Source organism: Streptomyces sp. CB03238, from assembly GCF_002099185.1.
Classification (GTDB): domain Bacteria; phylum Actinomycetota; class Actinomycetes; order Streptomycetales; family Streptomycetaceae; genus Streptomyces.
Map to the genome: position 1 here is coordinate 1 of NZ_NBCN01000025.1, position 12434 is coordinate 12434.

Consider the following 12434-nt stretch of genomic DNA (forward strand, 5'->3'; position numbering starts at 1 on the left):
CACCCGTTCAAGAACCCAGCACGCGTGTCACCAACGTCTCCGGACAGCACACCTAGATCGCGCACGTGCTGGAACCGCCGGCTCGTTGCCATGTACCACTGGCCCAGGATGGCGATCGTGACCAGCGCACCGACGGTGCACACCGCGATCGTTTCGAACGCCCCGCCCTGCAGGTACACCCACACCCCGAGGCCGACCACCACGAAGAGCCACCCCCTCAGCCACACGAAGTAGGTGATGGTGCGGGCGAAGGCGAGCTGATGGACGGCCATGACTCCTAGCGCGACGCCCCAGTGCCAGCTCTCGGTGACCGCCAGCCACCCGACCAGGAGGAACGAGCCGAGGAAGAAGCAGACGAAGAAGACCAACCGCACCAGTAAGGCAAGCAGCGCGGTGCGCACCATGACGTTCTTGGGCTGCGGGCGCTTCTTCGGCCACAGCAGGTAGGTCGGAGACCACCTGACCGGCTGGAACAGCGCGGGCTTCACCTCCTCCTCGTCGGTGGCGGAGTTGTAGACGATGACCTCGTACCCCTCGCGCTTCTGCCAGCGGAAGACCGTAGTCGGAGGCGCCACGTTCAGGTAGTGGAAGATCCGGACTGTTCCTTGCAGCTCCCGGGGATTGCCCTGGGTGACGAGGTACAGCCCAAAGGTGCCAAAGAAGATGACCCTCGCCGTGAGCCACACGGCGCTGAGCACGAGGTCGAGTGAGGTGTCCATCAGCCGAGCAGCCACCCGACCAGCTCCAGCGGGTCTATCGGGTGGAACGAGTCGCTCGAGTCGACGGGCAGGTTAATGACCACTTCGCCGATGAGTCGGGCGGCCCGCGAATCGCGGTCTCTCAAGGCTTCCGCCAGGGCGGCGCCACCCGCGATGGCGAGTGCCCACGCGGCGACCTTCTTGCCTTCCCGTGGTCCGGTGGGTGGGGCGGGCAGACCACCGGCGACGGCCATCGCTGTCAGCAGCGCGCCACCGCGGCGGGGATCGGCCAGGTCGTCGAACAAGGTGACCATTGCCGAGGAGAACGACTTGTTGGCTGTGGCGCGGGCGAACGTCTCGGCGGTGGGCTTGCGCTCGGCTCGCGCTCGGTCCACGAGCGCCGCGAGACGGGGTGAGGTGATCTGGGCGAGCTCGCCCTGCCAGCCCGGCGGCAGCTTCTTGGCGGTGACAACCGGCCACAGCGAGAAGACGATCAGGTCGAGGAGGATCTGCTCGGGCACGGGCTCGTCCGGCGTGCCGGGCCGGGCCAGGTAGCCGATGATGCCAGCGACGACGAGGCGCCGGACCGCGTCCTTGCGCCGCTCGTTCTCGAGACCGGAGTCGTCCAGTCCGGCACGCACGAGGTCAATCTGCCGGACGTGTGCAACGCCCGCCCGGTCGCCGGAGTCCTCGACCATCGTGCGGTAGTCCGCCGCGATACGGTCGACCCACAACCGCAGTGAGGGTAAGTCCAGCGGTCGTCGGTCGTCCGTGTAGTGATGGTGGATCTGTCCGGTGAACGTGCCGGCCTGCACCACCGGGCCGAATATGACGGTGCCGTCAGATATCTGATTGCGCACCACTTCCGGCTTCGGGGTCGCCTCGTCGGCGCCACCACCCATTCCGCACCCCCCGACGCAGCTCGACCTGATCGAGGTTAGCCACGGAGTGAATGTCGGCGGAACCCGAACACCGAAATCCGGCCCGCCGTGCGACACCGCCAGCTGGGTGTCGACCGCAGCCAGGCAGGCCGGCGGACGCGCGGTGGGCAGCTGAAGGGCCAACTCCAGACGGCTCTCGTAGACCACAAGCCCACCCGTCGTCGCCGCAGCGTATCTGCCCGAGTAATGCAGCGTGCCGTGCACCGACCGCACCTGCCGCCACCGCCCGGAGCCCGCGAAGTCCGTCAACCGCAACCCTGTGAACGGGACCTCACGCACCGAACCGTCCTCGCACCGGATCGACGCTGTTGGAACCGTCCGCTCTCAACAGCCCGTTTCGTGCTCCGTACCGCCATGCGCTGGCCTGTATGGAATACAGGCCATGCCCCGCTCCGACTGGCCGCGAGATCCCGCGAACTGACCGTTACTGACTGTCGCCAGTGCTCATGTTCACCTGGTTTTGCTCGATCAGTGCTCATGATCCGCCGACAGTGCTCACGAAATCTCGGACCCTACATGACCGGTCACCCCACCAGGCTCTCGCGCCACGCCCGGTGCAGGCCCGCGAACCGCCCTTCCCTCTTGACCAGTTCGGTCGGCGACCCGTCCTCCACGATGCGGCCGCCCTCCATCACCAGCACCCGGTCCGCGATCTCCACCGTCGAGAGCCGGTGGGCGATCACCACGGCCGTGCGGCCGTGCAGCACCGTGTCCATGGCCCGCTGGACGGCCCGTTCGCCCGGGACGTCCAGGGAGCTGGTCGCCTCGTCGAGGATCAGGACCGCCGGGTCGGCGAGCAGGGCCCGGGCGAAGGCGACCAGTTGGCGCTGGCCGGCCGAGATACGGCCACCCCGCTTGCGTACGTCGGTGTCGTAGCCGTCCGGGAGGCCCGCGATGAAGTCGTGGGCGCCGATGGCCTTCGCGGCCTGCTCGATCTCCTCGCGGGTGGCGTCCGGGCGCCCGATCGCGATGTTCTCCGCGACCGTCCCGGAGAACAGGAACGCCTCCTGGGTCACCATCACCACTCCGCGCCGCAACTCCGGTGTCGCCAGGTTGCGGAGGTCGACGCCGTCGAGCAGGACCCGGCCGCCGGTCGGGTCGTAGAAGCGGGCCAGCAGCTTGGCGAGCGTCGACTTGCCCGCGCCCGTCGAACCGACCACCGCGACGGTCTGCCCCGCCGGGATCGTCAGCCCGAAGCGCGGCAGCACCTCGCCGCCCGTGCGGTACGCGAAACGGACGTCCTCGAAGACCACCTCACGGCCCGGGTTGCCCGCGCGGGGCGGGAGCTCCTTCGGCGCGGCGGGCTCCCGGACCGTCGGGGTCTGCGCGAGGAGTCCGGCGATCTTCTCCAGCGAGGCGGCCGCCGACTGGTAGGAGTTGAGGAACATCGCGAGCCGGTCGATCGGGTCGTACAGCCGCCGCATGTAGAGCACGGCCGCCGCCAGCACCCCCAGCGCGAGCGTCCCGGTCGCGACCCGGTGGGCGCCCCACAGGACCATGCCGGCGACCGCCGTGTTCGCGACCAGCCGGGAGCCGACGACATAGCGGGCCATCTCCAGTATCGCGTCGCCGTTGCGGCGTTCGTGGTGGTGGTTGAGCGCCTGGAACCGCGTGTCGTTGGCCCGTTCCCGCCGGAAGGCACGCACCGGCCGGATGCCGTTCATCGTCTCCGCGAACTTCACGATGACGGCGGCGATGGCCGTCGAGCGCGCACTGAACGCGACGGCCGCGCGCCGCCGGTAGAGCCGTACGAGCAGGTACAGGGGGACGAAGGAGGCCACCGCGACCGCGCCGATGCCGAGGTCCAGCCAGAGCAGGAGGACGGAGATGGCGGCGAAGGAGAGCAGGACCCCGATCAGCTCCTGAAGCCCCTCGCTGAGCAGCTCGCGCAACGACTCGACGTCGGTGGTGGCGCGGGAGATCAGCCGGCCGGAGGTGTACCGCTCGTGGAAGTCGATGCTGAGGGCCTGCGCGTGCCGGAAGATCCGCCCGCGCAGATCGAGCAGGACGTCCTGGTTGACGCGGGCCGACGTGCGGATGAACCCGAACTGGAGCAGCCCCGCGCCCGCCGCACACACCGCGTACCCCACGGCCACGGCGATCAGCGGGCCCTGGTCGCCGCGCCGGAGGGCGGGCACGGCGCGGTCGATGGCGTACGCGACGAGGAGCGGCCCGGCCTGTACGGCGGCCTGCTGCAGCAACAGCAACACGGCGGCGAGCACGACACGGGCGCGGCGCGGCACCAGCAACGACCGCAACAACGCCCGCGTGGCCCCCTCGGCCACGGGCAAGTCGTCCCGGTCGAACGCATCCTTCACCCCGGTGACGTGTGCCCCGCCCGCGCCCTGTGCCCCGCCCGTCCCGGAGGTCGCCTTGGTGCCGGACGCCGGACCCGTGTCGGGTGCCCCACCTGGGCCGGGCGCCCCACCTGGGCCGGACGCCCCGCCCGTGTCGGGTGCCCCGCCCGGTTCGGAGACCGCACCCGGGCCGGACGCCCCACTCGGGCGCGGACCAGCCGGGCCGGGCACTCCACCTGCGGCGGGCGCCCCACTCGGGCCATCCCCGCCGGCACCGTGCGCCCCGCCCGCGCCGGGTGCCCCTCCGGGCCCGGAGGCCGCATGCGGGCCGTGCGCCCCGCCCGCGCCGGGTGCCCCGCCGGGTTCGGAGGTCGCCCGTGCGCCGGGTGCCCCGCGCACGCCCGGCGGGTCCGTGCGGTCGGGGGCCTGGCTCTCACGGGGCGGACGGCCTTTGGCGGGCGCGTCTGAGGCCGGGGCCCCGCCGGGCGCTGACCGGCCGAGCCGGTCCGGGCCCGGGTCCGCCGCGGGGTCTTCAGGGGGCGTCGGGGATATTCCACCGACCGTGTTCGTCATCGTGCACCGCCCGTCGATTCGGCTCCCGACATGAGCCAGGCGTACTCCGGGCTGTCCCGGAGGAGTTCCTGGTGGGTGCCGACCGCCGCGATGCGGCCCGCCGAGAGGAGGGCGACGCGGTCGGCCAGCATGACCGTGGACGGGCGGTGGGCCACGACCAGGGCGGTGGTGTCCCGCAGAACGTCCCGCAGCGCCGCCTCGACCAGCGCCTCCGTGTGGACGTCCAGCGCCGACAGCGGGTCGTCCAACACCAGGAACCGCGGCCGGCCCACCACCGCGCGGGCCAGGGCGAGGCGCTGGCGCTGGCCGCCCGAGAGGCTCAGGCCCTGCTCGCCGACCTGGGTCGCGGCGCCCTGCGGCAGGTCGCGCACGAACCCGGCCTGGGCGACCTCCAGGGCGCGCCGCAGCTCGGGCTCACCCGCGCCCCCGGAGCCCGCGCCCATCAGGACGTTCTCGCCCACGCTCGCGGAGAACAGCGTGGGTTCCTCGAACGCCACCGACACCAGCTCCCGCAGCCGCTCCCGGGACATGGCCGCCACATCGACCCCGTCCAGCAGGATCCGCCCGCCCGTCACCTCGTGCAGCCGCGGCACGAGCGCCGTCAGCGTCGTCTTGCCCGAGCCGGTGGCACCGACGAGCGCCATGGTCTCGCCCGGCCGGACGACCAGATCGACCCCGGCCAGCACCGGCGGCGCGCCCTCCGGCGCGTCCGGGTAGCGGAACGACACGTTCTCAAAACGCAGCCCGCCGGACCGCACCGCGACCGAGCCGCTCCCGCCCGCGTCCTCCTCCGCCTCGTCCATCACCTCGAAGAACCGCTCCACCGACGTCGCCGCCTCCTGGCTCATCGCCAGCAGGAACCCGATCGACTCCACCGGCCACCGCAGCGCCAGCGCCGTGGACAGGAACGCCACCAGCGTCCCGGCCGACAGTCCGCCGTCCGCGACCTGCACCGTGCCCAGCACCAGCGCCGCCCCCACCGCCAGCTCCGGCACGATGGTGATGACCGCCCAGATCCCCGCCAGCAGCCGCGCCTTGCCCAGCTCCGTGCCCCGCAGCCGCTCCGACAGGGCGCGGAACGCCTCCGCCTGGCTGCGGTGGCGGCCGAAGCCCTTGATGACGCGGATGCCGAGCACGCTCTCCTCGACGACCGTCGTCACGTCACCGACCTGGTCCTGCGCCCGCCGCGCCACCAGCGAGTACCGCGACTCGAACAGCGAGCAGACCGCGATCAGCGGTGCCACCGGCACCAGCAGCACCAGCCCCAGCGTCCAGTCCTGGGCGAGCAGCAGTCCGCACCCGACCACCACCGTCACGCCGTTGACGAACAGGAACGTCAGCGGGAAGGCCAGGAACATCCGTATCAGCGACAGGTCCGTCGTCGCCCGCGACAGCAACTGCCCCGACGGCCACCGGTCGTGGAACGCGATCGGCAGCCGCTGCAGATGCCGGTACAGATCCGCGCGCATCGCCGCCTCGACACCCGCCAGCGGCCGCGCCACCAGCCACCGCCGCAGCCCGAACAGCGCCGCCTCCCCGACCCCGAGCGCCAGCACCAACAGCGCCCCCCACCACACCCCTCCCGGGTCGCGTCCGGCCACCGGCCCGTCCACGATCCACTTCAGTGCGAGCGGGATGACCAGGCCCAGGCAGGACGCCACGACCGCGACGAGCGCCGCCGTCCCCACCCGTGCCCGCACCGGACGCACGTACGGCCACAGCCGCAGCAACGTGCGAACGGCTGAACGGTCCTTGGTCGTTGCACCCTGTTCCGACATCAGCAGCGAGCCTACGGTTCGCCACTGACATCGCTCACCCGCTTTTCCCCGATCTCGTCAACGGTCGTACCCAGGCATCAACCGATCGGCTGATGCCGGTCCGAGCGGGACGGCCGATGTGGCGCACCCGGCCCCACCAGCAAACTCGTCCCATGTCGACGACACACATGATGGAAGTGAACGGGCTGCGCAAGGCCTACGGCGGCAGGACGGCCGTCGCGGACGTCTCCTTCGCCGTCGCGGAGGGCGAGATCTTCGGGATCCTCGGCCCCAACGGCGCCGGGAAGACCACCACCGTCGAATGCGTCGAAGGGCTCCGCGTCCCCGACGCCGGCACCGTACGCGTCGCCGGGCTCGACCCCGTGACCGATCACGACAAGGTCACCCGCCTTCTCGGCGCCCAGCTCCAGCAGAGCGAGCTCCAGCCCAAGCTCACCGTCCGCGAGGCGCTGGAGCTGTACGCCTCCTTCCACCCCCGCCCCGCCGACTGGCGGGCCCTCGCCGAACGGCTCGGCCTCACCGATCACCTCACCGCCCGCTACGCCACGCTCTCCGGCGGCCAGAAACAGCGGCTGTCCATCGCCCTCGCCCTCATCGGCAACCCGAAGGCCGTCGTCCTGGACGAGCTGACCACCGGACTCGACCCGCGCGCCCGCCGCGAGACCTGGGCGCTGATCGAGGACGTACGCGACAGCGGCGTCACCGTCCTGCTCGTCACCCACTTCATGGAAGAGGCCCAGCGGCTCTGCGACCGGATCGCCGTCATCGACAAGGGGCGGGTCGCCGCGCTCGACACCCCCGCGGGGCTGATCCGCCGTGCCACCGTCTCCACCGTCATCTCCTTCACGCCCTCCGGCCCGCTCGACGACCGGGAGCTGACCGCGCTCCCGCACGCCGCCTCCGTACGGACCAAGGAAGGCCGGGTCGTCGTCGAAGGCACCGACGAGACCGTCAACGCCGTCATCTCACTGCTCGCCCGCCACCGCATCACCGCCCACCAACTGCGCGTCACCGAAGCCACCCTGGACGACGCGTTCCTGGACCTCACCACGGGAGCCGACCGATGAACACCACCGTCCTGAAGACCGAGGCCCGCCTGTTCGCCCGCGAACCCGGCTCCGTGTTCTGGGTGACCGTCTCCCCGACCCTCCTCCTGGTGATCCTCGGCCTCATCCCCAGCTTCCGGGAGGCGTCCGACGACCTCGGCGGGCTGCGGGTCATCGACCTGTACGTCCCCGTCTCCGTCCTCTTCGCCCTCACCATGGCCGGGCTCCAGGCCATGCCGCCCGTCCTGGCCGGCTACCGGGAACGCGGCATCCTCCGCCGCATGTCCACCACACCCGTCCGCCCCTCCGCCCTCCTGGCCGCCCAACTGGTCGTCCATGCCGCCGTGGCGCTGGTCTCGGCCGTCCTGGTCGTCGCCGTCGGCCGGGCCGCCTTCGGCGTACGCCTCCCCGGACAGCCCGCCGGGTACGCCCTGGCGCTGCTCCTCGCCGTCGCGGGGGCCCTGGCGCTCGGCGCGGCCGTCTGCGCGGTCTCCCGCACCCAGAAGGTCGCGACGGCCGTCGGCTCGGCGGTCTTCTTCCCCACGATGTTCACCGCCGGCGTGTGGGTGCCCGTGCAGGCCATGCCGGACACCCTCCAGCGCATCGTCCACCTCACCCCGTTCGGCGCGGCCTCCGGGGCGCTGGACAACGCGGCGGCGGGCGGCTGGCCCGGCTGGACGCACCTGGGCGTGCTGGCGCTGTGGACCGCGCTGCTGACATGGGCGGCCGCCCGCTGGTTCCGCTGGGAATGATCCGCGAGGAAGACTGGCCGTATGACGACGACCGTCGAGGAACGCTGGGACCAGCTCCACCGCTGGGGCCCTTACGGCCTGTTGGCCCTGGCCACCGCCATCGGGGCGGCCGCCGCGCACTTCTTCATGACACGGCCGGAGATGTACGTGGCCGGGGGCCTCGTCGTCGCCACGCTCGCCCTCCAGGTGTGGTGGGGCGCGCCGGAGCCGGACCACACGGCACGCATGCAGATGTACTTCGCCGTACGGACCGTGCTCGCCGGCACCTTGACCTGGCTCAACCCGCTCTTCTCGATCTTCGCCGTCGTCGGTTACTTCGACGCCGGCCGGCTGCTGCCCGCCCGCCGGGCTCGCCTGGGGCTCCTCGCCACCGCCGTCACCATGGCCGGCGCCCAGTCCGGTGGTCTGCCGCCGGTCACACCGCTCCACTGGGCGCTGTTCGGTGCCCTGCTCATGCTCAACGTCTGCCTCGCCCTGGTCTTCGCCCACCTCGGCGACAAGGAGGCCGAGCGGACCGCCGAGCGGGCCGCCACCATCGCCGAACTGGAACGCGCCAACGCCCGCCTGGAACAGGCCCTCGCCGAGAACGCGGGCCTGCACGCGCAGCTCCTCGTGCAGGCCCGGGAGGCGGGCGTCGCCGACGAGCGCCGCCGCCTGGCAGCCGAGATCCACGACACGATCGCCCAGGGCCTGACCGGCATCATCGCCCAGCTCCAGGTCGTCACCGCCGCCCCGGACCCCCGCCTCGCGCGCGTGCACCTGGAGCGCGCCACCGCACTGGCCCGTCACAGCCTGGGCGAGGCCCGCCGTTCCGTGCAGAACCTCGGCCCCGCCGCCCTGGAACACGACACCCTCCCCGACGCGCTCCACAAGACCGTGGCCGACTGGTCCGAACGCACCGGGGTCACCGCCCGGTTCACCGTCACCGGCACCGAAGAGCCCCTGCACGAGGAGGTCGCCGCCACGCTCCTCCGTATCGCCGAGGAAGCCCTCGCCAACACCGCCCGCCACGCGCACGCCTCCCGCGCCGGCGTCACCCTGTCCTACATGGGCGACGAGGTCACCCTGGACGTACGCGACGACGGCCGCGGCTTCGGGCCCGCCGCCCTGCCGCCCCGCTCCGGCACCGGCGGCTTCGGCCTGGACGGCATGCGCGCCCGCGCCGCCCGCATCGCGGGCACCGTGTCGGTCGAATCGGAACCGGGCGGCGGTACGGCGGTGTCGGCTCGCGTACCGTTGGTGCCCCATGACTGACCGCCTGATCACCTTGTTGATCGTCGACGACCACCCCGTCGTACGGGACGGTCTGCGCGGCATGTTCACCACCGAGCCGGGCTTCCAGGTGCTCGGTGAGGCGTCCGGCGGTGTCGAGGGCGTGGCGTGCGCGATGCGCCTGGACCCGGACGTCGTCCTGATGGACCTGCGCATGCCGGGCGGTGGCGGGGTGGACGCCATCCGGGAGCTGACCCGGCACGGCGCCCGCGCGAAGGTCCTCGTCCTGACGACGTACGACACGGACTCCGACACGATCCCCGCCATCGAGGCGGGCGCCACGGGCTACCTCCTCAAGGACGCCCCGCGCGAGGAGCTGTTCACGGCCGTCCGCGCCGCCGCCGACGGCCGCACCGTCCTGTCGCCCGCCGTCGCGTCCCGCCTGGTCTCCGCCGTCCGATCCCCGAACGCGCCAGGTGGCCCCGGCGGCGAGGCGCTGTCCGCCCGCGAGAGGGAGGTCCTCGAACTCGTCGCCAAGGGCACCTCCAACCGGCGGATCGCGGCCGAGCTGTTCATCAGCGAGGCCACCGTGAAGACGCACCTCACGCACATCTACGGCAAGCTGGGCGTGGGCGACCGGGCCGCGGCGGTCGCCGTGGCGTACGAGCGCGGGATCCTCGGCTCGTCCTAGTCCCGCACCTTCAGCAGCAGCACGGCCCTCGCCGGCACCGTCACCACCTCCCCGCCCGGGTGCACCGTCCCGGGCGCCTCCGCCTGGTCCTCCCGCGAGGTGTCCACCACCAGCTCGTACTCCTCCGCCCACGGCGGGCCCGGCAGGCGGAAGCCGACCGGTTCGGCGCCCGCGTGGAGGACCGCGAGGAAACTGTCGTCCGTGACGGGCTCACCGCGCGCGTCCCGGCCCGGGATGTCCCGCCCCGACAGGTACATCCCGATCGTCGCGGTCCGGGCGTACCAGTCCCCTTCCGTCATCTCCGCGCCCGCCGCCGTGAACCACGCCAGGTCCCGCAGCCCGTCCGCGCCCTGGGGGCGGCCCGAGAAGAACGCCCGGCGCCGCAGCACCGGGTGGGCGTGGCGCAGCGCCAGCAGCCGGGACGTCAGCTCCAGCAGCCCCTTCGGACCGGGCCGCTCCGGCAGCGACCAGTCGACCCAGCCGGTCTCGTTGTCCTGGCAGTACGCGTTGTTGTTGCCGCCCTGGGTGCGGCCCATCTCGTCGCCCGCCACCAGCATCGGCACGCCCGTCGACAGCAGCAGGGTGGTGAGCAGGTTGCGCACCTGCCGCCGCCGCAGCACGTTGATCGCCGGGTCGTCGGTCTCGCCCTCGGCGCCGCAGTTCCACGACCGGTTGTCGTTGGTGCCGTCCCGGTTGCCCTCCCCGTTGGCCTCGTTGTGCTTGAGCTGGTACGACACCAGGTCGCGCAGCGTGAAGCCGTCGTGCGCGGTGATGAAGTTGACGGAGGCGTACGGGCGCCGCCCGCCCCACGCGTACAGGTCGCTGGACCCGGACAGCCGGTAGCCGAGGTCGCGTACGTCGGGCAGGGCGCCGCGCCAGAAGTCGCGCACGGCGTCCCGGTAGCGGTCGTTCCACTCGGTCCACAGCGGCGGGAAGGCCCCCACCTGGTAGCCGCCGTTGCCCACGTCCCACGGCTCGGCGATCAGCTTGACGCGCCGCAGCACCGGGTCCTGGGCGATCGTCGCGAGGAACGGCGAGAGCATGTCGACGTCGTGCATGGAGCGGGCGAGCGCCGCCGCCAGGTCGAAGCGGAACCCGTCGACGCCCATCTCCGTGACCCAGTAGCGCAGCGAGTCGGTGATCAGGCGCAGTACGTGGGGCTGGACCACGTGCAGGGTGTTGCCGCAGCCGGTGTAGTCGGCGTACCGGCGGGGGTCGGCGGCCAGCCGGTAGTAGCCGCGGTTGTCGATGCCGCGCAGCGACAGCATGGGGCCCAGCTCGCTCGCCTCGGCGGTGTGGTTGTAGACCACGTCCAGGATGACCTCGATGCCCGCCGCGTGCAGCGCCTTGACCATCCGCTTGAACTCGCCGACCTGCTGCCCCGTCGTGCCCGACGCGCTGTACGCGGCGTGCGGGGCGAAGTAGCCGATGGAGTTGTAGCCCCAGTAGTTCTTCAGCCCGCGCCGCAGCAGGTGGTCCTCGTGCGCGAACTGGTGCACGGGCAGCAGCTCGACCGCCGTCACCCCGAGCCTCACGAGGTGCTCGATGGCGGCCGGATGGGCGAGGCCCGCGTACGTACCGCGCAGCTCCTCGGGGATGCCCGGGTGGCGCTTGGTGAAGCCGCGTACGTGCACCTCGTAGATGACCGAGTCCGCCCACGGCGTCTTGGGCCGCCGGTCGTCGGACCAGTCGTCGTCATCGTGGACGACCACGCCCTTGGGGACGTACGGGGCGGAGTCCCGGGTGTCGCGGACGGTGTCGGCGACATGCTGCTCGGGCCAGTCCCGCACATGGCCGTACACCTCGGGCGGCAGCGTGAAGTCTCCGTCCACCGCCCGCGCGTACGGGTCGAGGAGCAGCTTCGCCGGGTTCCAGCGGGCGCCCGTCCACGGGTCCCAGCGGCCGTGCACCCGGTAGCCGTACCGCTGCCCCGGCCGTACGCCCGGGACGAAGCCGTGCCAGATCTCGTGCGTCAGTTCGGTCAGCGGCAGCCGGGTCTCGGTGCCGTCCCCGTCGAACAGGCACAGCTCGACCGCCTCCGCCCCGCCCGCCCAGAGCGCGAAGTTCGTCCCCGTGGCGCCGCCCGGCCCGGCCCGGAAGCGGGCGCCGAGCGGCGTGGACGCGCCCGGCCAGACGGGTGGTACGGGAGTGTCGGGTTCCCGGGGGAGCCCGTTCAGCCCGTGGCGCCGTGCCCGGGCGGGGGCGGGCCTCCCGTCCGGAGTCGCCTCACCCACCGCACGCTGCACTGCCTGCTGCTCGGCTGCGCTCGACACCTGCCGGCCTCCTGCGGCTCGTCCGGCTCCCGGCTTGCTGCGAGGCCGCGGCGTCCCGGCCGCGGCCCCGCACATGGTCCTCCACCTGTTCTGCCCGGACTGCCTCGCTCCCAACATGACCCGCACTCACGTTTCCCCTGGAGGGTGGCAGTCGTTGGTCGCATCGTGAGACA

Annotated in this window: 9 protein-coding genes; 4 read left to right on the forward strand and 5 right to left on the reverse strand. The window is 72.4% G+C overall.

Annotated elements, in window-relative coordinates:
* The 4 genes from BKD26_RS32260 to BKD26_RS32275 all read right to left on the reverse strand — a co-directional run.
* Positions 1 to 734, reverse strand: a 734-nt coding sequence (locus BKD26_RS32260; RefSeq protein ID WP_143662742.1) for a hypothetical protein, incomplete at its 3' end; no start/stop codon positions are given.
* Complete coding sequence (locus BKD26_RS32265; RefSeq protein WP_179166783.1) at positions 719 to 1843, reverse strand: hypothetical protein; 1125 nt, start codon at positions 1841 to 1843, stop codon at positions 719 to 721. The genes BKD26_RS32260 and BKD26_RS32265, both read right to left, overlap by 16 nt.
* 320 nt (positions 1844 to 2163) lie before the next feature.
* On the reverse strand, positions 2164 to 4167 hold the full coding sequence (locus BKD26_RS32270) for an ABC transporter ATP-binding protein (RefSeq protein WP_084905631.1): 2004 nt from the start codon (positions 4165 to 4167) through the stop codon (positions 2164 to 2166).
* A 338-nt stretch (positions 4168 to 4505) separates the two neighbouring features.
* A complete protein-coding gene (locus BKD26_RS32275) occupies positions 4506 to 6287 on the reverse strand; it encodes an ABC transporter ATP-binding protein (RefSeq protein ID WP_084905633.1) in 1782 nt (593 codons plus the stop codon).
* A gap of 152 nt (positions 6288 to 6439) precedes the next feature.
* Here BKD26_RS32275 and BKD26_RS32280 point away from each other — a divergent pair, with 152 nt between their 5' ends.
* Genes BKD26_RS32280 through BKD26_RS32295 form a run of 4 tightly spaced genes read left to right on the forward strand, consistent with a single transcriptional unit; the run spans position 6440 to position 9988 of the window.
* Positions 6440 to 7354, forward strand: coding sequence for an ABC transporter ATP-binding protein (locus BKD26_RS32280; protein ID WP_084905635.1), 915 nt, complete (start codon positions 6440 to 6442; stop codon positions 7352 to 7354).
* Positions 7351 to 8085: an ABC transporter permease gene (locus BKD26_RS32285; RefSeq protein ID WP_084905636.1), complete on the forward strand. Its 735-nt coding sequence runs from the start codon at positions 7351 to 7353 to the stop codon at positions 8083 to 8085. Before BKD26_RS32280 ends, BKD26_RS32285 begins: the two co-directional genes overlap by 4 nt.
* Positions 8086 to 8106: 21 nt before the next feature.
* Positions 8107 to 9339: a sensor histidine kinase gene (locus BKD26_RS32290; RefSeq protein WP_084905638.1), complete on the forward strand. Its 1233-nt coding sequence runs from the start codon at positions 8107 to 8109 to the stop codon at positions 9337 to 9339.
* Positions 9332 to 9988 (forward strand): response regulator transcription factor, encoded by a 657-nt coding sequence (locus BKD26_RS32295; protein WP_084905640.1) that lies wholly within the window; start codon positions 9332 to 9334, stop codon positions 9986 to 9988. Before BKD26_RS32290 ends, BKD26_RS32295 begins: the two co-directional genes overlap by 8 nt.
* On the opposite strand, the gene glgX is transcribed toward BKD26_RS32295, so the two are convergent.
* Positions 9985 to 12261, reverse strand: a complete 2277-nt coding sequence (gene glgX / locus BKD26_RS32300; RefSeq protein ID WP_084905642.1) for a glycogen debranching protein GlgX — start codon at positions 12259 to 12261, stop codon at positions 9985 to 9987. The genes BKD26_RS32295 and glgX overlap by 4 nt on opposite strands.
* Positions 12262 to 12434 lie beyond the last annotated feature (173 nt).